We start from the raw sequence: 25,653 nt of genomic DNA, 5'->3' as shown, positions 1-25,653 counted from the left end.
CCTCACTTGTCGAACAGCACGCCGTCGGTTTGCATCGCATCGATCTCGGCGGGCGTGAAACCCAACGATTGCGCGACTTCGCTATTGTGCTGCCCCAGATCGGGGGCAACCTCACGGATCGTGGTATCGCACGCGGAAAACCGGAACGGCAGATTCGGCAGGCGCAGCGTGCCGTAACGCGGATGCTCCTGCTCGACGATCATGCCGCGTGCCTGGATTTGCGGATCGGCGATCACTTCGTCGATACGTTGCACCTTCGCGCAAGGCACATCGATGCCGTCGAGCAGTTCGAGAATCTGCGTCACCGTGCGCGCGGCGACCCACGGCTCGACCACGCCGAGAATGTCCAGCCGATGAGTATTACGACCCACGCTATGGTGAAACCGCTCGTCGCTGCCGAAGCCGCGCGGCCCGCCGCTCGCTTCGATCAGCGACGCGAAGCGCTTCCACGCATCGTCCACCTGCGCGGCGATCACCAGATCGCCATCGGTCGCGCGAAACACACCATACAGCGTCGAGCCGGGCATGTCGTGCCCGGTCTGCTCGGGCAGCACATCGGCGAGCGTGTAGCACTGGACCGCATATTCGTGCATCGAGACGAGCGTGTCGTAAAGCGCCATGTCGATGTGCTGCCCTCGCCCGCTTTTCACGCGGCCGAGCAGCGCCGCATTGATGGCCGCGACCGCATGAATGCCCGTGTACATGTCCCCGAGCGAAATACGCAGCAGCGGTGGGCGATCGCCCGGCGTGCCGACCATCTGCATGATGCCGCTCTTGGCCTCGGCGATCAGGCCGAAACCCGCGCGATGCGCATCCGGCCCGGTGTGGCCATACGCGGAAATGGAGCAGTAGACCAGCCCCGGATTGCGCACGGAAAGCGCTTCGTAGCCGAGCCCGAGTTTGTCGAGCGCGCCGGGCCGATAATTCTCCACGAATACGTCGGCCGAATCGCAAAGCCGCTCCATGAAGGCCTTTCCGCGCGGGTCCTTCATGTTCACGCTGACACCGCGCTTGCCCATATTGAGCTGCAGAAAATAGCCGCTCGAGCGATCGTCAAGCACGGTCGCGTGCTGGCGTCCCGCGTCGCCGCTGCCGGGTCGCTCGACCTTGATCACTTCCGCACCCAGCGCCGCGAGGCAACGCCCCACATACGGACCCGCGAGAAAGTGGCTGTAGTCGACGACACGAATCCCTTCCAGTGGACGCGCCTGTTTCATCGTTCGGCTCCCGGCCGGCGCGGCACCATCAGACGATGCTCGCCTCGCTGCACGACTTCGCCGTGCTGATTGATCAGCTCCGAAGGAAGCGTCACGATGCCCCAATCCGGGCGGCTCTTGCTCGGGCGCATCGCGCCGATGCGAAACTTCACATGCAACACGTCATCGACCTTGATCGGCAGAACGAAGTCCCAGCTCCAGCCCAGCGACATGCCCGGCACAAAGCGATAATCGCTGCGGGTCTTCAGACCATCGGCAATCGAAAGACCAAACAATCCATGCGCGACGAGGCAGCCAAAGTGGCTCGCGTTCGCATACGCTTCATCGACGTGCACAGGAGTGTGATCGCCGGTGAGATCGGCATACGCGAGAATACGTTCCTTCGTGACGATGTAGTTCGGGCTCACGCATTCGTCGCCTTCGCGTGCGTCGTCCCAGTATTTTTCGACGATGGTCATGTCATGCCTCCGCGCGCGGATCGATGGCGAGCGCCTGCTCCACGCAGTGCGCGGGTTTCGCCTGAATGAATTCGATGGCGAGACCATCGGGCAAACGCAGCCAGTTCGCACCTTGCGGCATGGGCTGCACGTCGTGGCGGCGGGCGGCGGCGAGCGACGCTTCGACGTCCTCGCACATGATGCCGAGATGGCCAAGCCTTCCTTCGGGGCCCGAAAAATCCGGCTGGTGGATGAACTGCATGCCGCCGAGGGTCCAGTACTGACGCGGCGCTTCGGTCGTGCCGTCGACCTCGCGCATCGTCATGCCGAACACCTCCTCGAAAAAACGGATGTGCCAGTGGATGTCGCGCACGAAGATGGCGACGTGTTCGAGATAGGCTTTCGGTTGGCTCATGCTTGCGCCTCCGCTTTCCGGCGGTCGACCATCGCGCGCTCGATGCCCTTGATGCACGCAACCAGCGTGGCGTTGACCGGCGTCGGCACACCGTAACGCGCGCCCCAGCGCACGACCGAGCCGTTGATGAAGTCGATTTCGGTCATGGACCCTTTTTCGAGGCTTTGCAGCATCGACGTCTTGAACGCAGCGGGCAAGCCCTCGGCGGCAAGCGACCACGCCTGCTCCGGATCGGTCATCGACAGGGTGACGCCTGCCGCCTTCGCGGCCGCGATTGCTTCCGCGACGGCCGCCAGCGAAGTGGCCTTGAGCAGCGGCTCGTCATAAAGCTGGCCGTAAGTCAGCGACGTGATGCCGGTCAGCGCGCCCGTCGCGACGTTCACGAGCAGCTTGTCCCACATGGTGCCGACGATGTTGTCGCTGACCTGCGTGTCGAGGCCCGCGTGGCTGAATGCGTCGGCAATACGTCGAACGCGATCCGTCACGCGCCCGTCCAGTTCGCCGATGATGGTGTGCTTGCCCACGACGCCCGACTCGATATGCCCGATGCCGCGCAGTACGCCGCCCACATAGGTCTTGCCCGCGAGCACGCGTTCGCGGCCCACGGCGTCGGCAAGAATGTCTTCGTGACCGAGGCCGTTTTGCAGCGACAGCACCAGCGTTTCAGGTCCCACCAGCGCATGCGCGCCGCGAATCGCCGCATCGGTGTGGAACGATTTGACGAGCACGATCACGACCTCGGCCACCCCTGCTTCGTCCGGCCGGGTGGTCGCGCGGACTTGCACCTGGCGCGTGCCGCTTGCGTCATCGACGCGCAGGCCGTGGGCCCGCATCGCATCGACATGCTCGGGCGAGCGGTCGATCAGCCAGGTCTCGTGGCCGCCTTCGGTGAGCGTCGCGCCAATCGCGCAGCCCAGCGCGCCGGCACCCAGAATGGCAATTTTCAAGTGCGTCTCCTTAACGTGTGACGTCACGATAGGAGCCGCCGCATCATGTCGCAATACAATGGATACAATGACATCATTGCATCACGCAATAACATAGACCTGCGATGATCCCGACCGATCTGCCCGACCTCAAGCTGCTGCAGTTGTTCGACCTGCTCTACGACACGCGCAGCGTCACGCGCGTGGCCGAGCAACTCGGTCAGAGCCAGCCGACCGTCAGCATCTGGCTCGCGCGGTTGCGCGAGCATTTGCACGATCCCCTTTTTATCCGGACGCCCGGCGGCATGGCGCCCACACCGCAAGCGGATGCGCTGATCGGCCCATGTCGGGAGATTCTCGAATCGTTGCGGCGCTTCTCGGCCTGGGAAATCGCCTTCGATCCGGCGACCGCGCAGAGACGTTTTCGCATCTGCATGACCGATGCGAGTCACGTGACGCTGCTGCCGCGTCTGCTCGCCTATGTCCGCGCGCAAGCGCCTCGCGTGCGCCTGGAAGCCGCGCGGATCGACGGCCACACGGAACGCGCGCTCGAATCGGGCGAGGCCGATCTTGCGATCGGATACGTGCCGTGGCTGAGCGGCGGCATCTATCAGCAACAGCTATACGAGCAGGATTGGGTGTGCCTGGCGAATCGCCATCATCCGCGTATTCACAAGCGGCTCGGCGTCAAGGCCTATCGCACCGAAGGCCATGTGGCGATCACGGGGGGAACGGGCACGGCGCTGCTCGAGCAGGCGCTCGTGCGGGAACGCATTGAACGGCAGGTGGTGCTTGAATTGCCCGGTTTTCTGGGGCTCGGCGCCATTGTGCAGACCACCGATCTGATCACGACCTTGCCGCGCCATATCGGCGAGACGCTGGCCCAGGCCAGCGATCTTTCGGTACATCCCTGCCCCATTCCCGTCGAGAGCTTTGCCGTTCGGCAACACTGGCACGCGCGCTACCACCAGGAGGCCGGCAATCGCTGGCTGCGTTCGGTCGTCGCGCGGCTGTTCGGCATGTCTGGAGCGGACGTTACAGGCTGACGATTTACCGTTTCGGCATCGATGTCGGCGGATCCATCGCAACGATCGCGCGCACGCTCGCGGCAGGATGGGCGCCGTGACGGAAAGCGACCGTTGGCATGGCCGTCGAACATCGGTGATGGTCGCGCCGAAACAAACCGCCCCTCATGCGTTTCGGGTATTGCGGCCGGTGCAATGCCGCCAAGGACACCCGATACCTTTCAAGACATTTCGATTGCCTTCCACACGAAAAGCATCGCGATCGATCCGTGCCGCGGGAATAAAACCATGCCGGCTCCGGTATATCGGGGCGTCAGGCCGCTCACCACGCCGAACGAGCCGGTGCACGACGCCCAACCGAAACGGAGAGACCGCAATGTCACACCCCAACCACGCCGCCTACACACGCTTCGCGATCGCCATGCACTGGTCGATCGCCATCTTGATCCTGTTGAACCTGATGATCGGGATCTACATGGATACCTTTCCGCACAACTCGTCTCAGTTCAACGGCATCCTGTTCTATCACGCATCGATCGGCAGCCTGATCTTCATGCTGACCGTGCCGCGCCTCGCGTGGCGTGCGACACATACGCCGCCGCCGCTGCCGGCCAGTGTTCCGGCATGGCAGGCCCGGATCGCCGGTGCACTGCACGGCGTGCTGTACCTGCTGCTGTGTCTCGTGCCGCTGACCGGCTACGTGCACCGCCTCGCTGGCGCCCATCCGGTCAGTTTCTTCGGCATCACGGAATTGCCGGTGCTGGTTGGCCGCGACGAACCGCTGCGACTCCTGACCGATTCGCTGCATCGCGCGCTGGTGCTGACGCTGGGCTTGCTGCTGGTCATGCACGTCGCGGCCGGGCTGAAACACAAGTTCGTCGATCGGGACGGTGTCGCGGAGCGGATGGGAATCTGAGCGCAACCTGGCGGTTGATGTCCGCCGGAAGCGGGTCCTCGATCATTGGAAACGCCAGCAACCGCTATTCGCCGGTGACCGCAATGCGGATGCGGATGCGGATGCGGATGCGGATGCGGGATCATCGTCCCGCCATGCAGCGACTTCGTCACTGTCTGCAGAACGACCTACCGACAAGGGGAATTTTCAGCTCCCGACACCCGCTCGAGGGGAGGCGCTGCCAAAGGAATGCTGCTTTGCCGGAGTAGTGCAGCCACTACTCCGGACTTCCACGCCGACGATCAGAAGCCGTGGTACATACCGATGTTGACTTGAACCTGGTTGCCGCCCGATGCGGTGTTGCCAAAGTCCGCAACGGAAGCCTGAGCGCCCTTGGCATGAACGTACCCGCCCATCGCGTACAGCGCGGTGCTCTTCGACAGCGAGTACGTCGCACCCAGCGACACCTGGTTGATCGACGCCATCGTGCGGCCTTCGGCAGCCAGCGCAGGCGTGGCCGCGGAGCCGTACACATACGTGTATCCGGTCGCCAGCGACAGCGCCGGGTTGACCTGGTACTGCAGAAGGGCACCCAGCACGTTGAAGTGGATCGACGGTTGGCCGGCGTTGCCCTGGTACTGGGCGTTCGAGTAGCGCAAGCCCGCCGTGTAAGGACCAATCTGGTACTGAGTCGCGACTTGCGCGATGCCCGCGCTCTTGAATGCATTGCCGCCGTTGTAACCCGAACTCGGATAGCCCAGCGCACCGCCGAAACTGGGTTGCGCCGTGGCGTTCGTCCACCCGTTCGCACCCTGGTTGACAGCACGGAAGTAGCCGCCGGCGACCGTCAGACCACCTTGAGCGTAGTTCGCGGCCACCGACCACGACTGACCCGAACCCGTCGAACCGGCCACGCCGCCGAACGAGTACGCGCCTTCAGCCTGGAAGCCGTGGTAAAGCGGTGAAATGTACTTCACGGCGCTGTTCTGGTTCGTCGTGTTGTCGTTGTTGTCCACGTCGCCCGGGGTCGAGAACGTCGACGCCGAAATGGCGTCGCCCGTCAGGACCTGAACCATTTCCGTCACGGCGTCGAGCTGGCGCCCCAACCGCACGGTACCGTACTGATCGGAAGAGAGGCCCACGTAGGCCTGGCGGTTGAACAACGAACGCGTGGAGCCGATGGGCCCCTGGCCGCCTATGCCGCCCGTACCAATGTTGAAGCCGTTTTCGATCTTGAAGATCGCCTTGAGGCCGCCACCGAGATCTTCCGTCCCCCTGAGGCCCCACTTGTTCGAACCTGCGGCACCACCATCGAGGCCGAACCGCTTGTGGCCATTGATGTTCGACGTGTAGCCGATACCTGCATCGAGCATGCCGTACAGGGTGATCGACGACTGCGCCATTGCTGCCGACGACGCTGCGAAGGCGGCAACAGCGATAACGCTGACCTTGATTTTCTTGTTGTTCATCTGTATTTCACTGTCAGGAGTGGTTGCGGGATTGTTTGAAACGGGTTTTGTTGTATTCGAATGCAGATGACGGCGCACGGCCCGCGCGTCGTCTCAGGTTGCAACAGCCGGCTTCATGTTCTCCAGATCGGCATATTCGACTCGATCATTTCGTTATCCTCAAAATTTCATGCAGGAAGGCGCCTCGCATCTCGACCTGTCCGGCATGCCCTCGATTGGAACCATCGCGGCGTCCCGCCTGGACGAAAGCCGCTGCCTTGCTTCCGTTGCCGCTCCAGCTGCTATCGAATTCGCCATCCGGACGAACAGACGTGCCGAATCCGCGAAGCCGAAAAACTCGAGCGGATCACCGCGCGGAACCGAAGGTTTCTTCGATGGCAATTCGAAGAAACGCTGCATCGTCACGTGCCACACTCGCGCCATCCCCACGAGCGAGGTCGGCGAAGACGAAACCGGGCCACGCTCCACCCGCGACAACAAGCGGGTTGGGAATGCCGACCGCCGTCGCAGGCTGATCGAGCGTCCGGTTCAGCCGCTGGCGAAGCACGCGAACTTTTCGCCGAGCGCCAACGCAACCGGGACGCGCTTTGCAGGTGCGAAAAACCATATCAGGAACATAAATCGTCGTCAAAATTTGTTTGATATAAGTTAATCGCGTTTGATAACCCTTAGCTTTACCGGGATTTCCCTAATAGAAACCGGCACCAAGTCAAGGCGCTAGCGAGATACGCGCCGCTACTCCGATTGATACACGATCAGGCAAAAAATCGGGTATCGAACGGGAGCGCCTCGTGGTAGCTGCAGCCGATTTCAACCCTGACGTTGAGCCGCATCTAAAGTGGCGCGAGAGGCCGGTATTCTGGTTGGCATCGCGGGGAGCCCCATCCGTTACCACTCGAGATGCGCCCCGCTCGCGCGACGTGCGTGCGAATGCCGAGGCTTCGTCTGACTCATGAGGAGTCGAGCGGTCGGATGCAGGCTTCTCCGAACGTGTCGTTAGGCCCGCCGGAGGGGCCTATCGAGACGAGCGCTTGGCTGCTTCCAGTACCTCAATGAATTCATGCCCCATTCGGCTCTGCAAGCGCGCGCCGTCCGACCTCGATCGATTTTGCGAATTGCTTACGAGTTCGCAAGTGCTCCGCCATATGTCGTGGCTCCCGCGCGCGAGAGCGCAATGTGAGCATGCGTTGGCCGATGCGATCACACAGCAACGTTCCGCGGAGCGGGTGCGCGTGTGATTTCAAGTGGTTTATTGACGGCCGCCAGTTTTTCTGCAAATCTTTGAAGGCATAAAATCAACTCAGAGATATTTTTTTGATACCGCGCACCGACGATGACCAAATCCAATCCAACGAAGAGCGCAAATAACGTAAAGAAACCCACTCAACCCACTTTGACTCAATTGCCAGCCCGGGGACCGACGCACAAAGTGGACACACGGGCAGTTCGCCTGGTGATGAGTCAACTTGACGAAAACTGGCTTATTCGAAGCCTTGACGAGCGAGATTATGGAATTGATCTGCAACTAGAATATTTTGACAGCGATCTACCGACAGGACTGGTGACGTTCATTCAAATAAAAGGTACCGAAGAGTCGTTCGAAAATGAAGAAAGCTTTTCTCTACCGGTGAAGACGCTACTTTATGCCGAGCTTTTTTCGGCTCCGTTTTTCTTATTCCGCACCTCGTTGACCGATAAATTAACGAGGTTCGCGTGGCTGCAAAAATTCTCAACAACTGCCTTACCGCTAACGTCACCCAATTGGCGTTATCAAGAGAGCGTCGAGATTACGCTTCCAGCAGACAACGATCTTGTTGATAATTGTGAAAAATTCAAGAATATTGTTCTTGACCAGCGACGCCAGAGAATGGCGATAGAATTCCTAAGAATCGAATATGCACTTTCACTGCATAGCAAACAGGTCGTCGACAACGGGGAAATTTCCCTATCTGCTTTTTGTTCTGAAGCAGCGAAGAAGCTGACTTCTCTCGCCCCCTTCATAATCGGGTCTGAATTCAGCGGAAAAGAAGATGCCGAAAAGCTCGCAAACTTGTACAAAATATTCGACAATATTTTATTGTCGAAAAAAGTGACGACACCTCAACGGATCCAAATTATGGAATCCCTGGACATAATGGACACCATCAAGATTTCCTTTATGAACGAAGATGAAATTCATGCTTTTACGACAAAAAATTCAGGCACCGTTTACTATTAACTTCAATCTACCGTCGTGCACTCACCGACATTGATACCCGACCACATATACCCATGCCGGATCTGACCATCTACACAGGTGCCGCACCGAACGACTTCGCCCGACGCGTCTTCGACGTGCTCGAGGCTAACGGCTTCTGGATTGCGTCCACGCCAAGGAGTCCGGTCGAGTCGAAATCGAGAACCCTGTGCGTCACTTACCGCGGCATCTACGTTGGACAGATGAGGTCGAATTGGTGGGGGGCTCGGAAACCAACCGCAATTCTCTATCGTTTCCCCGACGCGTCTCGTATTTCCGTTGCTCATGCCCCAAAAGACTTTGATACCCATACGTTCGCAAAAGAGCACGGCGTCGATCCGGCGACGCTCTTTCTCAGGGTCGATCGGGGAGAAAACAAGTCTTACCTTCTCGTGCGAGACATCGGCACGGCGCTAAAGCTTATGCAGGCCTGGGCACGATCGATCGACCATGAACTACTCCCGCAGGTCGATGACGCAGATGATATTAATCTCGAAAGCGATTTGCATGAGATTCTGACGGACACAAAAAAATCCGACAAGCACAAAAGAGTCGAGATAGATGCCCGACTCGGGCAAGGTAAGTATCGAGCGGACCTGCTGAGGGAGTTTCGTAACGCCTGCGCGGTGACGCAACTCTCGCTAGCCCCAGCGTTACGCGCCTCGCATATCGTGCGGTGGCGAGATTCCGACGATGACGAAAAGGTCAATGCTAAAAATGGTCTGCTGTTGTCCGCCAACATAGACGCGCTTTTTGATCGACATCTCATCACCTTTGAACCAAACGGCAACCTTCGCAAGTCGATTTTACTTACAGACCATGATTGCGCAAAGCTCGGTCCTCTGAACAACCTCTTGGAGACTCCGTGTGACGAACGTGCCGCTTTTTTACGTCGGCATAACACGAAATTCGACACCCTTGAGCGCAAGCGCATTGAATACGTGAAACGATCGACGACATAGCGCCGGTTGTCAAACGTTCACGGACTCGACAACGACATCTTTGCTCGGATGACCGTTAAAGCCTGTGGATCCTATCAATAGTCACGTTGCGCATTGCATCGTTGAAAGATCGGGTCACGGTTAACACAGCAAGAGCTCGACGCTGCCACGCGCGCGACCTCGGCCAGTCTTTCGTTGAACAAGCGAGCTCTATGGAATGGCGGGAACGTTGGACAAAATTCGAAAGCGCGGCCCGACCGCACAAACGTCGTCGGCCCGCTTGTCTGGCGCGCAGGACCGTGACATGCATCGGTGCGCGATAGCTGACCCGCGAAGCGTTGCGAAAGTGCTGGCTTTATATGTAGCAAGAGACGAATCAACGACCGAGCGTTGAACGGCTGAGAAGGGTCGCAAACGTACATCAAAGTTGTATGAAAGCGACCGGTGGCTCCGGGTCATCTACAGTCCCCTAAGCCCCCTCCCTTCCCCCCACCTGCTCAAGCAAATACTCGACAAATCGAGTCAGCTTCGGCAGCGGCCGCCGGTCCTGCCGATACACGATATGAATCGTGTGCGGCTCGGGCACGTACGCTTGCAACACCGGCACCAGCGCCCCACTCGCCAGATCGTGCGCGACCAGCACTTCGGGCTGCAACAACAACCCCGCGCCCGCGATGGCTGCCATGCGCAGTCCGTTCCCGTCGTCGCACGTGAAAACCGGATCCGTCAAAACCTGCGGCCCATCCCACCCACCGAGTTTCCACCCGCTACGACCATTCCACACCGAATGAGACAGACAGTGATGCGCGCCCAGGTCCTGCGGCGTCTCCGGACGACCATGCCGCGCGAGATAGCCCGGCGAAGCGCAGATCACCATCCGGTATAGGGCCAGCGGCTTCGCGATGAGATCGACATCGCCCAGCTCACCAATACGAATGGCCAGATCGAACCCCTCGTCAATCAGGTCGACGACACGATTGCTCAACGCCAGTTCGATGCGCACAAGCGGGTACATCTGCTGGAACGTCGCCGCCAACGGCGCGACGACACACGCGCCAAAGGTAATCGGCGCACTGATACGCAACGTGCCTGACGGCGACTCGCGCAACCGTTCGACCGACGTCTCGGCGATCCGCACTTGTTCGAGCGCACGCTTGGCATCTTCGTAGAACACGCGCCCCGCATCCGTCAGGCTCTGCCGTCGCGTGGTGCGCTCCAGCATGCGCGCCCCGAGGCGCTCTTCAAGTTCACGCACATACTTGCCCACCATGACCGCCGAAATGCCAAGCCGCTGCGCCGCCTCGGTGAAGTTGCCGCCTTCCACGACGGCAACGAAGGTTTCCATTGAACGCAGCTTGTCCATATTCCGAACTGGTGATTAGGCGTGTCGGAAATTAGAGCACATTTATCCCAATATTGGTTCGCTGAACAATGACTGCTCCAACCCGAAATCGAAAAGGAATCATTCCATGAAGATCGTTGTAATCGGCGCCGGCGGGGACGTCGGTCGTGCCGTGGCGGATGAGCTGGCGCGTAACGAAACACACGACGTCATTCGCGTAGGTCGCACCTCCGGCGACCACCAGGTCGACATCACCCGCGACGAGAGCGTGAGTGCGCTGTTCGGGACGATCGGGCCAATCGACGCGATCATCGTTGCCGCGGGCAATGTCATCCTGGCGCCGATCGAAAAAATGACGGCGGCCGAGTTCCACAAGGGATTGCAGGACAAGCTACTGAGTCAGGTGCGTGTCGCGCTGGTGGGTCAGCACTATCTGTCCGATCACGGGTCGATCACACTGACCTCGGGCATCGCGGTCGATGACCCGATCGCGCAAGGCGCCAACGCCGCAACCTCGAATGCCGGGATTGAAGGATTCGTGCGTGCTGCCGCGTGCGATTTTCCACGGGGCATCCGGATCAATGCCGTGAGCCCGACCATGCTGACCGAATCCGTGGACCGGTTCGGTCCGTTTTTCCCCGGCTGCGAGAGTGTGCCGGCGTCACGTGTGGCAATGGCCTATCGACGCAGCGTGGAAGGCGTGCATAGCGGCCGCGTTTATCGGGTAGGTCACTGACGTTGAGGGCTCGCCCCGCGAGCCCGAATCCCGCGCTCTCCCACCCGCCCCAGATTCCGCCAAGCCATCATCGCCCCCACCCCCAGCAGCAGAACCGAAACGATCAACGCCCGCTCCATCCCATGGACGAACGCCACACCCCCTGCCTCACGAACGAAGAAACCAAACAACGCGACGCCCATCACGCCGCCCACCTGTCGCGCCGTATTCAACAACCCCGACGCCACACCCGACTGCGCGCCGCTCACCGCCGCGAGCGCCGCGTCCGTGATGGTCGGTATCGTCAACGCGATGCCGCTGCCTGCCAGCAGCATCGGTATCGCGAGCAACCCGTTGGATTGCGCGGCGATCGCCGGCCACATCGCCAGATAACCGAACGCTGAAATCGACAACCCGGCCGTCGCCAGCGTGCGCGCGCCCAGCCTGCCGGTCAGTCGTCCGGCGACGATGCTCATGACCATCAGCACTCCCATCATCGGCAGAAACGCGACACCCGCGCGCACGGGCGTCATATGCCAGACCGACTGAAACAGCAGGCTCAACGTAAAGACGATGCCGTAGAAAACCAGGTTCGCGATCGCACCGATCACGATCGAGCTGCGGACGATCCGGTCCTGCCACAACCCGGCCGGCAGCATCGCGTCCGGATTGCGCGCTTCCAGCCGGACGAACGCGATGCCCAATGCAACGCACGACGCGAACGCACTCACGATGACCGGACTGCGCCATCCCAGCGCACTGATCTCGGTCGACGCGAACGTGAGCGCCGCCAGCGCAAACGCACCGGTCAGTTGCGCGGGAAGATCGAGACGCATGCCGCCCTGCGCTTGCGTGTCGGGCGCGAACCGCCACGTCATCCAGATACCGGCGATGCCGACCGGCACGTTGACCAGGAAAATGCTACGCCAGCCGACTGCGGCGATGAGCAACCCGCCGGCCAGCGGCCCCGCAGCCAGCGCGATGCCGCCGCCGGCGCCCCACCAGCCGATCGCGCGGCTACGCGCTGCCGCGTCGTCGAAGGCGAGACGCAGCACGGCCAGCGAGTTCGGCACCAGCAGCGCAGCGCCGATCCCCTGAACGAGACGCCAGGCGATCAACGCGCCGATGGCATGCGCGGTGCCGCACCCGATCGACGACAGCGCGAAGATCGCGTAACCGGCAATGAACACGCGCTTTGCCCCCAGCCGGTCGCCGAGCGCGCCCGCCATCAGCAGGGTCGCCGCGAACACGAGCGCATACGCGTTGACGACCCATTGCAGGTCGGTGAGGGCGGCGCCAAAGGACGTTCGCAACGCATCGAGCGCAACGTTGACGACGCTGACGTCGATCAGGACGACCGCATAACCGAGGCACGCCGCGGTTTGAACCAGCCGCGGATGAGGGGTGGATGAGGTCTGCATCGGCAATCCTTCGCATTCGGAGGATTGAAGCGTAGAGGATCGCCTTCTGTGCGAATATTCCACAAAACAGCACAGCAACCTGGAGAAAATGCACCGATGTTCGACTGGGAAAACCTGCGTTACTTCGTTGCCGTCGCTCAAGCGGGGAGTCTTTCCGCCGCCGCCCGGCGATTGAACGTCGACCACGCGACAGTCAGCCGTCGCCTGGCCGCACTCGAATCGGAATTGAAGATGCGCGTGATCGACAGGTTGCCGCGCGCGTGCCGGCCGACTGCCGCCGGCCGGCAGATCCTCGAATTCGCCGGGAAAATGGAGGAGCACGCGTTTGCAATCGAGCGCCTCGCGCTCACGGAACACCTGCCGATGCACGGCACCGTGACGATCAGCGTGCCGCCCGTGCTCGCCAACAATTTCTACGCGAATCATCTGTATGCGTTCGCGCAAATGCATCCGGGCATTCGGCTGTCGATGGCCAGCCAGGCGCAAAGCGTATCGCTCGCCCGTCGTGAAGCGGATATTGCCGTGCGCCTGTTCCGCCCCGAGGAGCCGCAAAACGTGACGCGCAAGCTGGGCGAGATGGCTTTCGGGCTCTATGCGAGTCGCGACTACGCGCACGCGTCGACGCCTGACGATTGGGCGTTCATCTGCTACGACGCGCAATTCGCGGAAATGCCGCATCAGAAGTGGCTCGAGTCGATCGCTCGAGGTCGCCGCATCGCGTGCGAAGTCAGCGATATCACGACGCAGCAGGTCGCGGCCCGCACGGGCATCGGCGTAGCGGGCCTGCCCGTGTTCATGGGCGATGACGATCCGGGGTTGCAGCGCTTGCCGTTCGACGGAGAACCGTACTACCGCGACATCTGGCTGGTCGTGCATGCCGATCTCCGGCATTCGCCGTCGATTCGCGCGGCGATCGACTTCATCGCTGACGTGACGGGCAGGACCTTCGCGCCGGATTCGAGGCAGTAGCGACTGCGTATCGCCGTGGCGTGCGATACCGGGCGATGGGATCGATCGCGATGCCTGCGCCGAGCCTCACCACGCCCCTTCCTGCGGGCGCGCGGCGTCAACCCTATCTGCACACACACGCGCCATCAAACCACCGCCCTCAACCACCCCAGCACCTCCGCCTGCGCACTCCCCGCCGCCACCGGTTCCGGCGTCAACAAGCAGTAATCCGAACCATCCTCGACGAACCCCATCGGCGCGACGAGCACACCGCTTTCGATGTCATCGCGAACGAGGTGCCACGGGCCGATCGCGACACCGAGCCCCGCAACCGCCGCCTGCAGACTGAAATAGAAATGGTCGAACGTCTGCCCGCGCCCGCCCGCGGCCGGCTGGTTCGCCGCCACCGCCCATTCCTTCCACGCGTCCGGCCGTGTCCGCGTGTGCAGTCGCGGAACATCCGCCTTCAACGATCGACTGCCACGACGCGCGGAAAACCATGCATCGACCTTATCCGGCCGGCAGACCGGCCCCACCTGCTCCGCGAACAGCCGCTCCGCGTGATAACCCACCGGCCACGCAAAGTCATTGCGTCGAATCGCCATGTCGATGCCGCTGTCGAATGAGAACGGACCGCCTGCGGCAGCCAGGTGAATGTCGACGCCCGCATGCCGCGCCTGAAAATCCGGCCAGCGCGGAATCAGCCAGCGCATCAGGAGCGTCGGTTCGCACGACAGCACCCAGCGCCGCGCCCGGGCGGCCTCGGTACGCAATTCCTGCGCGGCGTGACGCATCAGCCCCAGCCCGTCATGGACGGCCTGCGCCAGCTTGCGGCCCGCATCGGTCAGGAACACGCGACGGCTGCGCCGCTGGAACAGCGCGACGCCCAGGTCGTCCTCGAGCAATCGCACCGCGCGGCTGACCGCGCCATGGGTCAGGCACAGCTCGTCGGCCGCACGACTGAAATTCTCATGACGCGCCGCCGCCTCGAAGCAACGCAGCGCCATCAGCGATGGCAGGTTCGTGCGAACGGACTGTGAGTCAATCTCACCATGCTGGTCAGAAATCATCGCTTTTCCCGATGGAACATGACCCATAAGATTGCGCCATTAAGCCATCAATCGCAAGGACAAGACGATGACCGAACTGATAGTTGTAGTCACCATCACGCTGCTGGCCGTGATCAGCCCGGGGCCGGACTTCGCGATGGTCACGCGCAACAGCCTGATGCTGTCGCGCCGCTCGGGCGTGCTCACCGCGCTGGGGATCGGGCTCGGCGTGACGGTGCACGTGAGCTACACGCTGCTGGGCGTCGGCCTGCTGATCCGCCAGTCGCTGTGGCTCTTCAATGCCGTCAAGCTGGTCGGCGCGATCTACCTGATCTACCTCGGCGTGAAGATGCTCATGACGAAGGCCGGCAACGGGCAGACGGATGCACCGGCCGCACCGCTGTCCGACCTGGCCGCGCTGCGCACCGGCTTCCTGACCAATGCGCTGAACCCCAAGACCACGGTGTTCATCGTCAGCCTGTTCATGCAGGCCGTGCGGCCCGACACGCCGTTGATCGTGCAGATCGGCTACGGCGCGTTCATCGCCGTCGCGCATGCCGGCTGGTTCAGCCTGGTGGCCCTGTGCTTCTCCGCGACGGCCGTCCGCGATCGCCTGCTGGCGCTACGGCACTGGATCGACCGTACCTTCGGCTGCCTGCTCGTGGGCTTCGGCGTCGCGCTTGCCATCGCGCGCGGCGGGCGCTGATTCGAAACGGCGCGCCACCCGTCGATGCAACCGACCGGCGCGCTTCGCCGGCGCGCCGGATGCGCCACGCGGTCGCTTTAGAACGTACGCGCGATCGTGCGGGCTTCGTCGATCGCGCGACTGCGATCGACCGCTCCGTCGGGACCAAACAAGGTGCGCTCGACGACGATCCCGGTGACGTCCTTCACGCCCACGAACTTGAGCCAGGTCTCCATGTACGGGCGCTGCAGATCGAATTCGGCCGCCGGGGTAAATGAGCCCGGCGACTGATAACCGAGCCCGCGCGCGTAGACCACCGCCGCCTTTCTCCCGGCCAGCTTGCCGGCGAAACCTGTGCCGTCGAACGTGAACAGCACGTCCTTCTGCGAGATCACGTCGATCAGGTGCTTGAGTTTGTACGGAATACTGAAATTCCACAGCGGCACGCCGAACAGGAGCTTGTCCGCTTCGTGGAACGGCGCCGCGAGCTGCTCGATCCGTTGCCATGCCGCCGCCTGAGCCGGCGTCAACGCGTTGCCGCTCAGTCCCGCATATTTCGCGGCCAGCGCGGCTTCGTCGAATTCGGGTATCACCAGATTCCAGATGTCGAGCTTCTGTATTTCGTGATCGGGATGCGTGTGTCGGTAAGCATCGAGAAAGGCATTGCACACGTCGATGGACGCCGAATAGTCCTTGTTGGGTGAGCCTTCGATATAGAGCACGCGTGTCATGAAACCGGTCCTTGCCGAAAGTGACGGCGACGCGCGGGATGCGCGATCGCCCACTGCGCTTCGCAGCCTATCGGATCGACCTATAATCCGGAAACGATATGAATTGATCGAATTAACCCGAATTGGTGATAAATGAACACGCCGCTCGACACCTCACTGCTTCATACGTTCGTCGCCATCGCCGACGTACGGAGCTTTACCGGCGCAGGTCGCAGGCTGCATCTCAGCCAGTCCGCGGTCAGCGCGCAGATCGCTCGTCTCGAGGAGCAGGTCGGCCGGGCGCTGCTCGCCCGCAATACGCGCAGCGTCACGCTCACCGAGCATGGCCGGATGCTGCTCGGCTACGCGCGCGCGATGCTCAACCTGAGCGAGGAAGCGAAGACGAAGCTAGGCAGCGGCAACGCAGTCGATGTCACGCTGCGCATCGGCGCATCGGAGGATGTGGCGGGAGGCTGGCTGCCCGACGTGATGCGCCGTCATGGCGCCGCGCGGCGCGGCTTGCGGCTGAATCTGACGGTCGACATCGGCGACAGCCTGTTTCAACGGCACGCCGACGGCGAATTCGATCTCGTGATCGGCAGCCGGTGCGCGCACACGGGCCAGGGCGCGACGTTGTGGCGAGAGCCGCTCGTCTGGGCGTTTGCGCGCCACGAGCCGCTGCCGGAAGGCGATGTGCCGCTCGCGTGCTTCCCCGATCCGTGCCCGTACCGGGGCGCGGCCATCAAGGCGCTCGCGCTGGCCGGCATGCCCTATTTCATCGCATGCGAAAGCCCGAGCGTCACGGGCATCCGCACGTTCGCTCGCGCCGGCATCGCGATTGCGCCGGTGCCGCGCAGCGCGATCGACGACACGCTCCGCGAGCTGGGCGTATCAGAAGGCTTGCCGGCGCTGCCGGACATGGAATTCGTGATGATGCATGACGCGGGAATGCCGGCCGCCGTCGAATTTGCTGCGACGCTTGTCGATGAAACCGCCATTCGCAACGGGGCCGGCGTGCGCAACCGGCCCTAGCGTGCAGTTCGGTCACGGCCGAGGTTCGATCACATGCACTTACCGACGCATGCGCGTTCGACCATCATGGCGCGCCGCGTGCGAAGCAGCCGCGCGCCGGTCGCGGTGTGGCGGCGGTCTCAGCGCTTCGCGCTCAATCCCGCCCGCACACCCGCCGGTTCCCGGCCGCGCCCGAGCAGCGCCGCCAGCGACAGATCAGCGAGCTTGCCGAACGGCGCACGCAGCAGGCTCGGCAGGTTCCAGCGCCCCAGCACGAACACGCCCTTCGCATGGCTCATCGCGCGGAATCCCTCGATGCCGTGATATGCACCCATCCCGCTCGGACCGACGCCGCCGAACGGCAAGTCTTCCTGCGCGACATGCAGGAGCGTGTTGTTGATGCCGACATTGCCCGACGTGGTGCGCTTGAGCAACGACTCGCAGTCGCTGTCCTGCGCGCCGAAGTAGTACAGCGCGAGCGGCCGCGGACGCGCATTCACGTAGTCGACGACTTCGTCGATCGTGCGATACGTGCGCACCGGCAGGATCGGCCCGAAGATCTCTTCCTGCATGACGCTCGTATCGTCACCGGCCCCGACGATCAGCGTGGGCGCGAGCGTCCGCTTGCGGGTGGCCGCCTGCTGCGGGTTCACGCCCGCCTCGATCACGCGCGCGCCCTTGCTGCGCGCTTCGTCGATGAGACCTTTCAGGCGATCGAAATGCCGGTCGCTGACGATCGACGTGTAGTCCGGGCTGGTCGGCCCGCCCGGATAGAAGCGCGCGACGGCCGCATCGTATTGCGCGACGAACGCGTCGAGATCGTCTTCATGCACCAGCGCATAGTCGGGCGCGACGCAGGTCTGCCCGCCATTCGACAGCTTGCCGAACACGATGCTGGACATCGTCCGGCCGTCGACATGCCCTCTCGCGACGATCGCCGGGCTCTTGCCGCCGAGTTCGAGCGTCACCGGCACCAGGTTGTCGCTGGCCGCCTTCATGACCTTGCGGCCCACCTGCGTGCTGCCGGTGAACAGCAGATGATCGAACGGCAAGCCGCTGAAGGCGGCGCCGACTTCCGGGCCGCCGAGCACGACCGCGACTTCCTCGCTCGGGAAGGTTTCCGCGAGCATCCGGCGCATCACCTCGCTGGTGCGCGGCGTCAGTTCCGACGGCTTGAGCATCGCGCGGTTGCCCGCGGCCAGCGCGGTGGCCAGCGGAATGAACGTGAGCGCGAACGGGTAATTCCACGGCGCCATCACGCCGATGACACCCAGCGGCTGGTACTCCACGCGCGCGTGCCCGGCCCGGTAAAAGATCCCGACGTGCCGGCGCTGCGGCTTCGTGAAGCGGCGCAGGTTGCGCGTCAGATAGTCGATCGCCTGGATCACGCCGACCAGTTCCATGATCGCGGTTTCGTGGCGCGAGCGGTGCCCGAAATCGGCGCTGACCGCCTCCTCCACTTCGCTGCGATACGCGAGCACCACCGCGCGCAGCCGCGCGAGCCGCGCCTTGCGCTGCTGCACGCTCGGCGGCCCCTCGCTGACGAACGCGTTGCGCTGGCGGGCCAGCAACGCCGCCGGGTCGAAACTCGAGCTGGATTCTGCCGAAACGGCCATGGTGCACCTCACGAGGTTGCGTCGATGTAGACACTGTCAACTTGCATGCGGCGGATCATAGGCTCACAATGTGTTCCCTGTCAACATGGGAGCAACGCGATGTCGTCGGATGAGGCTGCGGACGCCGGGCAAAAGGCTTATCACCACGGGGATCTGCGGCGCGCGATCATCGACACGGCGCTCGACACGCTGCAGGAGCAACAGGGCTGGCAGTTCACGCTGCGCGAAATCGCGCGGCGCGCGAACGTCAGCCACTCGGCGCCGTACCGGCATTTCCCGGACAAGGCCGCGTTGCTGCACGAGCTCGCGCTGATCGGCTTCGATCGGCTGAACGCAGACCTCGCCGCGTCCGTCGATCCCGCGGCGGATGCACCGGACGTGCTGCGCGCGCTCGCTTACGCCCATCTCGCGTTCGGCCAGCGCAACCCGGATCTCTATCGACTGATGTTTGCCGCGGATGCCGGCGAGCCCTCGGACATCCATCTCGATCCGCGCGTGCAGGCGCCGTTCCTGCTGGTCGTCGAGATCCTGGAACACGGCCAGCGCGCCGGCACGATCCGCCCGCGCCCGGCGCTCGGCCAGGCGACCGCCTGCTGGGCGCATCTGCATGGCCTGACGATGCTGGCGATCGACGGTCGGCTGGTGCGCGAGAAGGTCGGCGATCACGCGATCGAAGATGCGCTGACCACCTTGCTGGACGGTCTCGTGCTGCCCGTCAGCCCCGCGCGGTCCGCGAAGACGAAAAGGCCTTGACCTTCAACTTCGCTTAAAGGTTATGGTTTGCGTCGGCAGCGTATCGAGGCCATGAGTATGGGTACTGCCATCCGACAATCCGGCGGCGCGTCGACGACGTCCGCCCGTGGCCGATGAAAGGGAACCGCATCATGAGCAAGCGCATCCTTCACGTGGTCAGCAATGTTGCGCACTACGCCGATCCGTCGCAACCGACCGGCCTGTGGCTGTCCGAGCTGACCCATGCCCATCACATCTTCGCGGCGAAAGGCTATGAGCAGCGGCTGGTGAGCCCCAAGGGCGGCGTGTCGCCGCTGGAGCCGCGCTCGCTCAAATGGCCGCACGCCGACGCCGCCGCGAAAGCGTGGCGCGCCGACAAGGCCAATGAAGCGCTGCTCGCCACCACCGCGCGCCCCGACGAGATCGATCCGGCCGATTTCGATGCGATCTACTTCACCGGCGGCCATGCGGTGATGTGGGACTACCCGGACGACGCGGAGCTGCAGCGGCTCACGCGCGAGATCTACGAGCGCGGCGGTGTCGTGTCGTCGGTCTGTCACGGCTACTGCGGATTGCTGAACACGACGCTGTCGGACGGCTCGCTGCTGGTGGCCGGACGCCGGATCACCGGCTATTCGTGGGTCGAGGAAATCCTGGCCGGCGTCGCGAAGAAGGTGCCGTACAACGTCGAGAAGCAGATGCAGCTGCGGGGCGCGCGCTACGAGAAGGCGCTGCTGCCGTTCACGTCGTACGTCGTCGTCGACGGCCGGCTCGTGACCGGCCAGAATCCGCAATCGGCGAAGGCGACCGCGGAACAGGTCGTCGCGTTGCTGTGATGGGATGCGCCGGCGCGACGCCGCTAAGAGCGGGGCGACCGGCGGCGCACAACCGCTTCATCGCGATCGGCGGCGGCAGTCGCAGCCTCGCCGTCACTGCCCTCCGCCGCATGCCCCGGCGGGACGCGCGACAGCAATTGCTTCGCATGGGTTGCACAATCGACCGACTCCGGTTTCGCGGCGATGTCGGCGATCAGCGACACGATCTGCGCCTTGCTTTGCGCGAGCCGCGCCTCCAGCGCCTCGATGTCCCGCACCTTGCCGCACAGCGCATCCAGTAACGAAGCGCAGGGCCACTGCGCGAGGTCGGCCGGCATCAGCGTGCGAATCTCGTCGAGACTGAAATCCGCCTTCTGCGCGGCCGTGATCAGGTCGAGCACCGTCACCGCTTCCTGCGGATAGGTGCGATAGCCGTTCGCTTCGCGCTCGACGAGCGTCAACAGACCGATGCGTTCGTAAAAGCGGATGCGCGAAGAGGTCAGGCCGGTGCGTTCCGCCAGTTCCCCGATCTTCATGTTCCGATACTCCCCGGCCGGATCGCGTCCGGCCATCTGCCCCGTCGTGACTGTCTTTTGTCTCCCGATGTTGTTTCGCAATCCGATCTTTATCGGCTTCCTGTCGAATGGCGACCTGACGGCGCGCGCTCAAATCACTTCAAAACGCAACCCCGCGTGGCGCACCAGACGCTCGATATAGCGCGCGTCGAACATCGTCGCGGGCGTCCAGAAGCCGCCGCCGCGGCCGGTCTTCACGCCGTCGCCGGCGCAATCCAGCGCGAGACTGATCGCGGCCTGGCCGAGCATCTTGCCGGTGGAGCCGTAGCCGGGATCGCGATCGCCGGTGACTTTCACGCGCAGGGTCTTCCCGTCGTCGGTACGGCCGAAGAAGCGCAGATCGTAGCGGCCGGCCAGTTGCGCTGCGGCGCTCGGCCCCTCGCCGGGTTTCGGCAGCAGGAAGCGCTCCATCAGGCCGCGCACCGGCTTGATGACGACACCCACCATGAACGCGCCGAGACCGGCCACCATCGTCACCGCGGTCAGTCGGCCCTTGAGGCCCGTACCCGTCATCACCGCTTCGTCATACGTGAAGCGGCTGCCGTACGCGTTGCCGGCGAGCGCATTGGAGCGATGCACGACACGCTCGTTGATCGCCGCCATCACGAACGGGGCGATCCACGCGTCGAAGTCGCGATCGAATGCGGCGGATCGCACCGCATGCTGGCGGGCCGTGAAGCCATGCCCCGGCGGGCACAGCGAATACGGATCGAGCAGTTCCCGGCGCAACGCAGGATCGGCCGCCGCTTCCCGGACGACGTTGATCACGCTCGCCACCGTGCCGCCCGACGCGCCGCCCTTCAGCGTTTTCACCCGCATCTTCACCTGCGCGGCCGGCACGCCCCACTGCTGCCGCGCCTGCTGCTGCAGGAAGAACACGCCCATGTCCGACGGCACCGAATCGAAGCCGCAGCAATGGACGATGCGCGCGCCGGACTGACGCGCCGCAGGCTCGTACCTGTCGATCATCCGCTTGATCCATTGCGTCTCGCCCGTGAGGTCGCAGTAGTCGGTGCCGGTTTCCGCACAGACCCTGACCAGCGGCTCCCCGTAAAGCGCATAGGGGCCAACGGTGGACACGACCACCCGCGTCTGCGCGCAGAGCGCGCGAAGCTGCGCTTCGTCGGCCGCGTCGGCGACGATGATCGGCACCGACTGCCCGGCCGCGCCCAGCGTATCCCTGACCTGCCTGAGCTTCGCTTCGGAGCGGCCGGCGATGGCCCAGCGCAGCGTTTCGCCGCTGCCTGACAGGTACGCGGCCAGGTAGCGGGCGAGGATCTGCCCGACGAAACTGGTGGCGCCGAATACGACGAGATCGTGGGTCGGACGGGTCATGGGCGATTCCTTCGGCGCGGGCGTGCCGTGAAGTAGCGTGGCGTCAGCGTGGTTTTCCGGGTTCATCGAAGGCCTTCAACGGGGTCGGCAGGTTCAGCACCAGCTGCGCGTCCTTCACCACGTCCAGACGCAGGATGGTGGATGCGCCCAGCCCGTCGAGCAACTGGCTCAGCGGGCCGCCGTGCCGCACGAGCTCGACGTTGCGCGGCAGCAGGCGCTGAGCGAACGATAGCGCATTCGTCTGCACGAATGTCTGGTGCCATTCGCCGTCGATGCGGTTGATCATCGTCGACGTGCCCATGTGCGACTGCGACGCGACGTTCGTCAGCTCGGGCATCGGCACGCTCAGGCTCAGGTCCGGCCGGCCGCCGGGGCCGGCAATGCGGGCGCTGGCGGTGGCGTCGAGTTTCACGTCGATATCGGCGAGCCACTTGGGCAGCTGATAGCCGTGCACGCCGCGCACCCGCGCGATTTCCGTGGTGACCGGCAGCGCGAGCACGTGCGCGAAGAAGCTCCGGCGCCGCATCGAATCGAGCAGCTCGAGCGCGTGCGATCCGGTCGAGCCGGGCCGCCGGATCACCACCGCGACCGACACTTCGTCATACGGATCGTTGTCGCACACCGAATACGAGAAGAAGGTCAGCGCGACCAGCCCGTACCCGGGGAGCGCGCGCAGCGGCTCGAGCGGCACCGGCAGCGTGGTCCGCAGGCGTTCGAGCGGCGCAAGGAACAGCAGCTGAATGCTGCTGGAACGGTAGTAGAAATTCGGCGCCCAGGTCGGTCCGACCCGCGACGCAACCTGACGCTTCGGAATCCGACGGAAAAAATCGATGTTCCCCGCCGCGGGATCGCGCGCCACTTCGTCGAGGTCAGGATTCATCCGGAACCGGTCGTAGTACCCGCCTTCGGGCACGTCGACCTTGTGTGGGCCGAATTCGACCTGTGTAAACCGCCTGTCCATGTTCGTTGCCTCCCGTCGATGATCGACCGTGGCAGGCAACACCCGATGCCCGCTGACTCACCGCCGTCAGCAAGCACTCTAAGATTTAAGTCAACTTTAAGGTCAAGGCCCCGAGTAGAGGGGCACGTCGGATTGCGTTTGAGCGACTGGCCGGCGCTCGCCGTGCCGGCGCCGGATCATTTGGCGGTCGTGCGACGGCCCTTGCCGGGTGTCGACGCCTCTTGTCGGTTACGCAACCGCACCCATCACCCGGCGTGTGCACGCCTGCAATTCTTCCGCTCGAATCGCAGACTGAAGGTCGTCCACTCCGCAAGGCCGGAGGCCGGAAGGCGCTAGTCGAGCCCGCAAAGAAAATCGGGAACCGCTTCATCGATCGAGGCAAGATAGCCGGCCATCGCGCCGGCGACCTTGCGCACGGCGGGGCGTGCCGTCATCCGTTCACGCCACGCGAGCAGGCGGGGCGTCTCGTCCGTCATCGGTGCGCCCTTGCGCGCGCCGAACAACTGCGCCATGTAGAACGCGATGTCGGCATAGGAATACGTTCCGGCCAGAAACGCGCGATCCGCCAGCACGTGCTCCATGCGCCGATAGTATTGCGCCGCCGCGGCGCGTGCAGCCTGTGCCGCCGGATCGTCCGGTGTCTCCTCCAGCCCCATCAGCCTGACGACATGCGGAAAATAGATTTCGTCGCTGCAATGTTCGAGCTGACGCGCGATCGCGCGCGCCGCCGGATGCGCCGGCCATAGCGCGGGATCGGGCTTCAGGTCCTCGAGATACTCGAAGATTTGCGTGGAATCGAAGAGATCCAGATCGCCGTCGATCAGCACCGGCACCTGCCGCTTCGGGTTGATCCGCAACACGTCCGGATGCCTGGGATCGTAGCCGCGACGCTGGCTGAACGGCACCATCACCAGCTCGAAGTCGATGTCCTTCTCGTGCGCGGCAATCTCGACCTTCGCCCCAAACATGCTCAGCGGCCCGGAAATGATCTTCATTGTTTGATCCCTCGTGATGTCATGCTGCGTCACCCGCGTCGATGAAACGGATCGGGAATGCGCGAAAGCATAAGCCCGATAACATGACACCTCATGTCAGATATTTGAGGTAACGTGTCGCTCATGAAAGCGAGCCGCCTGTTGTCGATCATGATGATGCTGCAAGCGCGCGGCCGGATGACCGCACCGGCGCTCGCCGAAGCATTGGAAGTATCCGAGCGCACGATCCTGCGCGACATCGACCAGCTCTCCGTGGCCGGCGTGCCGATCTGGGGCGATCGCGGCCGCAACGGCGGCTTTCAGTTGAGCGACGGCTGGCGTACCGATCTCACCGGGCTCACCGAGCACGAAGCGCACGCGCTGATTCTGGCGGGCCTGCCCGGGCCGGCGAGAGAACTGGGCCTCGACGGCATGGCGACTTCCGCGCGGCTGAAGATGATCGCGAGCCTGCCGCCCGGCTCGCGCGAGCATGCCGATCGCGTCGCCAGCCGGCTGCACGTCGACACCGTCGACTGGTACCGCGCGCAGGAAACGCCGGCATTCCTGCGTGAAGTGGCCGATGCGGTGTGGGGTTCATATCGTATCGACGTGAAATACCAGAGCTGGCGCGGCGCGTCCCGCCGCGCACTCGAACCGCTCGGCCTGGTGCTCAAGGGCGGCGCGTGGTACCTGGTTGCCAGGGTGGCCGGCAAGCCCGGCGCACTCACGTTCCGGCTCGCGAATATCCTCGAACTCGATGCATCGCGCCGCCGCTTCAAGCGGCCCGCGCGATTCGACCTCGCGACGCACTGGCGCGACGCGATGAGCCGGTACGAAGCCGACCTCAATCGGCTGACCGCCCATATCGCCGTGTCGCCGCGCGGCGAAACTTGGCTGGCCAACGCGCGGATCAAGGCCGAGCCTGTCGCGCAGGAACAAGGCGACACGGAGGTGCCGCCGGGATGGACGGCGTTCCTGATGCCGATCGAATCGATCGAGCACGGCGCGCGGAAATTGCTGGGGTTCGGCGCGCACGTGAAGATCCTCGGGCCGCAAGCGCTCAAGGATCAATTCATCGACGAGTTGGCGCAGGTGCAGGCGCTATATCAGGCCGGTGACGATTGAAGCATCGCGTTGCGCGACGACGTGGACACGACGATTCGAAACAATGGAACCGTTGAGTCTTCGTCAAGTTTGACGTCG

Annotated in this window: 26 protein-coding genes; 12 read left to right on the top strand and 14 right to left on the bottom strand. The window is 63.3% G+C overall.

Going from position 1 to position 25,653, the window contains the following annotated elements:
• Positions 1-2 precede the first annotated feature (2 nt).
• Genes LGM89_RS25850 through LGM89_RS25835 form a run of 4 tightly spaced genes read right to left on the bottom strand, consistent with a single transcriptional unit; the run spans position 3 to position 3,016 of the window.
• The gene (locus tag LGM89_RS25850; protein ID WP_226274526.1) at positions 3-1,217 is read right to left on the bottom strand and encodes a CaiB/BaiF CoA transferase family protein; all 1,215 of its coding nucleotides are present in this window, start codon (positions 1,215-1,217) and stop codon (positions 3-5) included.
• The gene (locus LGM89_RS25845; protein WP_089498850.1) at positions 1,214-1,675 is read right to left on the bottom strand and encodes a MaoC family dehydratase; all 462 of its coding nucleotides are present in this window, start codon (positions 1,673-1,675) and stop codon (positions 1,214-1,216) included. Before LGM89_RS25845 ends, LGM89_RS25850 begins: the two co-directional genes overlap by 4 nt.
• Position 1,676: 1 nt before the next feature.
• Positions 1,677-2,069, bottom strand: a complete 393-nt coding sequence (locus LGM89_RS25840) for a VOC family protein (RefSeq protein WP_226274372.1) — start codon at positions 2,067-2,069, stop codon at positions 1,677-1,679.
• Positions 2,066-3,016 carry a ketopantoate reductase family protein gene (locus tag LGM89_RS25835; protein WP_226274371.1) on the bottom strand — a complete coding sequence of 317 codons (951 nt, stop codon included), beginning with the start codon at positions 3,014-3,016 and terminating at the stop codon, positions 2,066-2,068. The genes LGM89_RS25840 and LGM89_RS25835 overlap by 4 nt, the downstream gene beginning before the upstream one ends.
• 104 nt (positions 3,017-3,120) lie before the next feature.
• Here LGM89_RS25835 and LGM89_RS25830 point away from each other — a divergent pair, with 104 nt between their 5' ends.
• Positions 3,121-4,041 carry a LysR family transcriptional regulator gene (locus LGM89_RS25830; RefSeq protein ID WP_226274370.1) on the top strand — a complete coding sequence of 307 codons (921 nt, stop codon included), beginning with the start codon at positions 3,121-3,123 and terminating at the stop codon, positions 4,039-4,041.
• 355 nt (positions 4,042-4,396) lie between these two features.
• Positions 4,397-4,936 carry a cytochrome b gene (locus tag LGM89_RS25825; protein WP_226205028.1) on the top strand — a complete coding sequence of 180 codons (540 nt, stop codon included), beginning with the start codon at positions 4,397-4,399 and terminating at the stop codon, positions 4,934-4,936.
• A 281-nt stretch (positions 4,937-5,217) separates the two neighbouring features.
• On the opposite strand, the gene LGM89_RS25820 is transcribed toward LGM89_RS25825, so the two are convergent.
• On the bottom strand, positions 5,218-6,384 hold the full coding sequence (locus tag LGM89_RS25820) for a porin (RefSeq protein WP_089498855.1): 1,167 nt from the start codon (positions 6,382-6,384) through the stop codon (positions 5,218-5,220).
• Positions 6,385-6,499: 115 nt separating this feature from the next.
• Here LGM89_RS25820 and LGM89_RS25815 point away from each other — a divergent pair, with 115 nt between their 5' ends.
• The 3 genes from LGM89_RS25815 (at position 6,500) to LGM89_RS25805 (ending at position 9,582) form a co-directional block, all read left to right on the top strand.
• On the top strand, positions 6,500-7,036 hold the full coding sequence (locus LGM89_RS25815; RefSeq protein ID WP_226205030.1) for a hypothetical protein: 537 nt from the start codon (positions 6,500-6,502) through the stop codon (positions 7,034-7,036).
• Between the two features lie 681 nt (positions 7,037-7,717).
• Positions 7,718-8,602 (top strand): DUF4365 domain-containing protein, encoded by an 885-nt coding sequence (locus LGM89_RS25810; protein WP_226274369.1) that lies wholly within the window; start codon positions 7,718-7,720, stop codon positions 8,600-8,602.
• A 53-nt stretch (positions 8,603-8,655) separates the two neighbouring features.
• Positions 8,656-9,582, top strand: coding sequence for an HNH endonuclease (locus LGM89_RS25805; protein WP_226205034.1), 927 nt, complete (start codon positions 8,656-8,658; stop codon positions 9,580-9,582).
• Positions 9,583-10,030: 448 nt separating this feature from the next.
• Here the strand turns inward: LGM89_RS25805 and LGM89_RS25800 are convergent, their stop codons facing one another.
• Entirely contained in the window at positions 10,031-10,924 is an 894-nt protein-coding gene (locus tag LGM89_RS25800; RefSeq protein WP_226205035.1) for a LysR family transcriptional regulator, read from the bottom strand.
• Positions 10,925-11,030: 106 nt separating this feature from the next.
• Here LGM89_RS25800 and LGM89_RS25795 point away from each other — a divergent pair, with 106 nt between their 5' ends.
• On the top strand, positions 11,031-11,639 hold the full coding sequence (locus LGM89_RS25795; RefSeq protein WP_226274368.1) for a short chain dehydrogenase: 609 nt from the start codon (positions 11,031-11,033) through the stop codon (positions 11,637-11,639).
• On the opposite strand, the gene LGM89_RS25790 is transcribed toward LGM89_RS25795, so the two are convergent.
• Positions 11,633-13,039 carry an MFS transporter gene (locus LGM89_RS25790; RefSeq protein WP_226274367.1) on the bottom strand — a complete coding sequence of 469 codons (1,407 nt, stop codon included), beginning with the start codon at positions 13,037-13,039 and terminating at the stop codon, positions 11,633-11,635. The two genes, LGM89_RS25795 and LGM89_RS25790, sit on opposite strands and share 7 nt — an antisense overlap.
• A gap of 24 nt (positions 13,040-13,063) precedes the next feature.
• On the opposite strand from LGM89_RS25790, the gene LGM89_RS25785 reads away from it, so the two are divergent.
• Positions 13,064-14,008: a LysR family transcriptional regulator gene (locus tag LGM89_RS25785; RefSeq protein ID WP_319001518.1), complete on the top strand. Its 945-nt coding sequence runs from the start codon at positions 13,064-13,066 to the stop codon at positions 14,006-14,008.
• Between the two features lie 125 nt (positions 14,009-14,133).
• On the opposite strand, the gene LGM89_RS25780 is transcribed toward LGM89_RS25785, so the two are convergent.
• Complete coding sequence (locus tag LGM89_RS25780) at positions 14,134-15,057, bottom strand: LysR family transcriptional regulator (RefSeq protein ID WP_226274366.1); 924 nt, start codon at positions 15,055-15,057, stop codon at positions 14,134-14,136.
• Positions 15,058-15,124: 67 nt separating this feature from the next.
• Between LGM89_RS25780 and LGM89_RS25775 the strand changes: the two genes are divergently transcribed.
• A complete protein-coding gene (locus tag LGM89_RS25775) occupies positions 15,125-15,742 on the top strand; it encodes a LysE family translocator (RefSeq protein ID WP_089434031.1) in 618 nt (205 codons plus the stop codon).
• Between the two features lie 77 nt (positions 15,743-15,819).
• On the opposite strand, the gene LGM89_RS25770 is transcribed toward LGM89_RS25775, so the two are convergent.
• The gene (locus LGM89_RS25770; RefSeq protein ID WP_226274365.1) at positions 15,820-16,452 is read right to left on the bottom strand and encodes an FMN-dependent NADH-azoreductase; all 633 of its coding nucleotides are present in this window, start codon (positions 16,450-16,452) and stop codon (positions 15,820-15,822) included.
• Between the two features lie 132 nt (positions 16,453-16,584).
• On the opposite strand from LGM89_RS25770, the gene LGM89_RS25765 reads away from it, so the two are divergent.
• Positions 16,585-17,463, top strand: coding sequence for a LysR substrate-binding domain-containing protein (locus LGM89_RS25765; protein ID WP_226274364.1), 879 nt, complete (start codon positions 16,585-16,587; stop codon positions 17,461-17,463).
• A 119-nt stretch (positions 17,464-17,582) separates the two neighbouring features.
• On the opposite strand, the gene LGM89_RS25760 is transcribed toward LGM89_RS25765, so the two are convergent.
• Positions 17,583-19,058: a coniferyl aldehyde dehydrogenase gene (locus tag LGM89_RS25760; protein WP_226274363.1), complete on the bottom strand. Its 1,476-nt coding sequence runs from the start codon at positions 19,056-19,058 to the stop codon at positions 17,583-17,585.
• A 99-nt stretch (positions 19,059-19,157) separates the two neighbouring features.
• On the opposite strand from LGM89_RS25760, the gene LGM89_RS25755 reads away from it, so the two are divergent.
• Complete coding sequence (locus tag LGM89_RS25755) at positions 19,158-19,811, top strand: TetR/AcrR family transcriptional regulator (protein ID WP_226274362.1); 654 nt, start codon at positions 19,158-19,160, stop codon at positions 19,809-19,811.
• A 131-nt stretch (positions 19,812-19,942) separates the two neighbouring features.
• On the top strand, positions 19,943-20,626 hold the full coding sequence (locus LGM89_RS25750; RefSeq protein ID WP_226274361.1) for a type 1 glutamine amidotransferase domain-containing protein: 684 nt from the start codon (positions 19,943-19,945) through the stop codon (positions 20,624-20,626).
• Positions 20,627-20,649: 23 nt separating this feature from the next.
• Here LGM89_RS25750 and LGM89_RS25745 read toward each other — a convergent pair whose 3' ends face one another.
• The 4 genes from LGM89_RS25745 to LGM89_RS25730 all read right to left on the bottom strand — a co-directional run bounded on the left by LGM89_RS25745 (position 20,650) and on the right by LGM89_RS25730 (position 24,471).
• On the bottom strand, positions 20,650-21,141 hold the full coding sequence (locus tag LGM89_RS25745) for a MerR family transcriptional regulator (RefSeq protein WP_226274524.1): 492 nt from the start codon (positions 21,139-21,141) through the stop codon (positions 20,650-20,652).
• 129 nt (positions 21,142-21,270) lie between these two features.
• The gene (locus LGM89_RS25740; RefSeq protein WP_226274360.1) at positions 21,271-22,515 is read right to left on the bottom strand and encodes a saccharopine dehydrogenase family protein; all 1,245 of its coding nucleotides are present in this window, start codon (positions 22,513-22,515) and stop codon (positions 21,271-21,273) included.
• 43 nt (positions 22,516-22,558) lie between these two features.
• Positions 22,559-23,476, bottom strand: coding sequence for an acetoacetate decarboxylase (locus tag LGM89_RS25735; RefSeq protein ID WP_089476322.1), 918 nt, complete (start codon positions 23,474-23,476; stop codon positions 22,559-22,561).
• A gap of 332 nt (positions 23,477-23,808) precedes the next feature.
• On the bottom strand, positions 23,809-24,471 hold the full coding sequence (locus tag LGM89_RS25730; RefSeq protein WP_226274359.1) for a glutathione S-transferase family protein: 663 nt from the start codon (positions 24,469-24,471) through the stop codon (positions 23,809-23,811).
• A 123-nt stretch (positions 24,472-24,594) separates the two neighbouring features.
• On the opposite strand from LGM89_RS25730, the gene LGM89_RS25725 reads away from it, so the two are divergent.
• The gene (locus LGM89_RS25725; protein ID WP_226274358.1) at positions 24,595-25,575 is read left to right on the top strand and encodes a helix-turn-helix transcriptional regulator; all 981 of its coding nucleotides are present in this window, start codon (positions 24,595-24,597) and stop codon (positions 25,573-25,575) included.
• Positions 25,576-25,653 lie beyond the last annotated feature (78 nt).

It is taken from the genome of Burkholderia sp. AU31624, assembly GCF_020420065.1.
Lineage (GTDB): Bacteria > Pseudomonadota > Gammaproteobacteria > Burkholderiales > Burkholderiaceae > Burkholderia.
This window is presented reverse-complemented; position numbering and strand designations above follow the sequence as displayed.

Excerpts from the sequence above, each read along its gene's own strand:
- LGM89_RS25850 (WP_226274526.1), bottom strand. The coding sequence starts at position 1,217 with ATGAAACAGGCGCGTCCACTGGAAGGGATTCGTGTCGTCGACTACAGC.
- LGM89_RS25845 (WP_089498850.1), bottom strand. The coding sequence starts at position 1,675 with ATGACCATCGTCGAAAAATACTGGGACGACGCACGCGAAGGCGACGAA.
- LGM89_RS25840 (WP_226274372.1), bottom strand. The coding sequence starts at position 2,069 with ATGAGCCAACCGAAAGCCTATCTCGAACACGTCGCCATCTTCGTGCGC.
- LGM89_RS25830 (WP_226274370.1), top strand. The coding sequence starts at position 3,121 with ATGATCCCGACCGATCTGCCCGACCTCAAGCTGCTGCAGTTGTTCGAC.
- LGM89_RS25825 (WP_226205028.1), top strand. The coding sequence starts at position 4,397 with ATGTCACACCCCAACCACGCCGCCTACACACGCTTCGCGATCGCCATG.
- LGM89_RS25820 (WP_089498855.1), bottom strand. The coding sequence starts at position 6,384 with ATGAACAACAAGAAAATCAAGGTCAGCGTTATCGCTGTTGCCGCCTTC.
- LGM89_RS25815 (WP_226205030.1), top strand. The coding sequence starts at position 6,500 with ATGTTCTCCAGATCGGCATATTCGACTCGATCATTTCGTTATCCTCAA.
- LGM89_RS25810 (WP_226274369.1), top strand. The coding sequence starts at position 7,718 with ATGACCAAATCCAATCCAACGAAGAGCGCAAATAACGTAAAGAAACCC.
- LGM89_RS25805 (WP_226205034.1), top strand. The coding sequence starts at position 8,656 with ATGCCGGATCTGACCATCTACACAGGTGCCGCACCGAACGACTTCGCC.
- LGM89_RS25800 (WP_226205035.1), bottom strand. The coding sequence starts at position 10,924 with ATGGACAAGCTGCGTTCAATGGAAACCTTCGTTGCCGTCGTGGAAGGC.
- LGM89_RS25795 (WP_226274368.1), top strand. The coding sequence starts at position 11,031 with ATGAAGATCGTTGTAATCGGCGCCGGCGGGGACGTCGGTCGTGCCGTG.
- LGM89_RS25790 (WP_226274367.1), bottom strand. The coding sequence starts at position 13,039 with ATGCAGACCTCATCCACCCCTCATCCGCGGCTGGTTCAAACCGCGGCG.
- LGM89_RS25780 (WP_226274366.1), bottom strand. The coding sequence starts at position 15,057 with ATGATTTCTGACCAGCATGGTGAGATTGACTCACAGTCCGTTCGCACG.
- LGM89_RS25775 (WP_089434031.1), top strand. The coding sequence starts at position 15,125 with ATGACCGAACTGATAGTTGTAGTCACCATCACGCTGCTGGCCGTGATC.
- LGM89_RS25770 (WP_226274365.1), bottom strand. The coding sequence starts at position 16,452 with ATGACACGCGTGCTCTATATCGAAGGCTCACCCAACAAGGACTATTCG.
- LGM89_RS25765 (WP_226274364.1), top strand. The coding sequence starts at position 16,585 with ATGAACACGCCGCTCGACACCTCACTGCTTCATACGTTCGTCGCCATC.
- LGM89_RS25760 (WP_226274363.1), bottom strand. The coding sequence starts at position 19,058 with ATGGCCGTTTCGGCAGAATCCAGCTCGAGTTTCGACCCGGCGGCGTTG.
- LGM89_RS25755 (WP_226274362.1), top strand. The coding sequence starts at position 19,158 with ATGTCGTCGGATGAGGCTGCGGACGCCGGGCAAAAGGCTTATCACCAC.
- LGM89_RS25750 (WP_226274361.1), top strand. The coding sequence starts at position 19,943 with ATGAGCAAGCGCATCCTTCACGTGGTCAGCAATGTTGCGCACTACGCC.
- LGM89_RS25745 (WP_226274524.1), bottom strand. The coding sequence starts at position 21,141 with ATGAAGATCGGGGAACTGGCGGAACGCACCGGCCTGACCTCTTCGCGC.
- LGM89_RS25740 (WP_226274360.1), bottom strand. The coding sequence starts at position 22,515 with ATGACCCGTCCGACCCACGATCTCGTCGTATTCGGCGCCACCAGTTTC.
- LGM89_RS25735 (WP_089476322.1), bottom strand. The coding sequence starts at position 23,476 with ATGGACAGGCGGTTTACACAGGTCGAATTCGGCCCACACAAGGTCGAC.
- LGM89_RS25730 (WP_226274359.1), bottom strand. The coding sequence starts at position 24,471 with ATGAAGATCATTTCCGGGCCGCTGAGCATGTTTGGGGCGAAGGTCGAG.
- LGM89_RS25725 (WP_226274358.1), top strand. The coding sequence starts at position 24,595 with ATGAAAGCGAGCCGCCTGTTGTCGATCATGATGATGCTGCAAGCGCGC.